At 46.3% G+C, this 648-nt stretch carries 2 protein-coding genes; both read left to right on the forward strand.

All coding sequences use genetic code 11. The annotated features are described in order from the left end of the window. The coding region (locus R0J92_RS21525; protein ID WP_411053132.1) for an ATP-binding protein at positions 1-192 on the forward strand (192 nt) is incomplete at its 5' end. Between the two features lie 13 nt (positions 193-205). Next, complete coding sequence (locus tag R0J92_RS21530) at positions 206-616, forward strand: response regulator (RefSeq protein ID WP_411053133.1); 411 nt, start codon at positions 206-208, stop codon at positions 614-616. The last annotated feature ends 32 nt before the right edge of the window (positions 617-648 follow it).

A 648-nucleotide genomic window follows, 5' to 3' on the forward strand; every position in this document is an offset into this window, starting at 1 on the left:
GTTTTTCAGACCCTTAGGGTGGGATCTGGACCGGAGAGCACGGGGATTGGTCTTGCGATTGTGAAGAAGGCCATTCAGCGGAATGGATTTGACATCTGGCTAAGTTCATCCGATGGGCACGGCGCAGAGTTCAAGTTCGATTGGCCGAAGAACCAAATGCAGGCTGAAATTGAGTTGGAGAATGTAGCCTAAGATGAAACGTCAAATGAACATCCTTCTGGTAGAAGACAATAATCTCGATGCAATGATGGTCGAACGTGCATTGTCAAAAGTTGATCCGGATGCATTTGTAATCAGAGCAGTGGATGGTGTAGAGGCGCTGGAAATTATCGACGCCGATAATATTCCTAGACCCTATTTCATAATGCTCGATGTCAACATGCCTCGTATGAATGGACATGAGTTTCTGCAAAAACTACGGATGAACAAAAGGGACTCTGGAAGCATGGTGTTTATGTTCACAACATCTGACAGCGCTCGAGATATCGCCAAAGCCTATAGCGAGAGAGTAAACGGCTACATTGTTAAGCCGCAAGGAAAGGCCGGCATGCATAGCATACTGGATACTATTAGAGGCTATTGGAACATCTGTGAACCACCCATGAATGCAGCCTAGCTTCTGACTTGCATCAAACCTGACCGGATGTA

It is taken from the genome of Tritonibacter sp. SIMBA_163, assembly GCF_046535935.1.
GTDB classification, from domain to species: Bacteria; Pseudomonadota; Alphaproteobacteria; order Rhodobacterales; family Rhodobacteraceae; genus Epibacterium; species Epibacterium scottomollicae.

Bases quoted from the DNA above. Each gene is read 5' to 3' on its own strand.
- R0J92_RS21530 (WP_411053133.1), top strand. From the start codon at position 206: ATGAACATCCTTCTGGTAGAAGACAATAATCTCGATGCAATGATGGTC.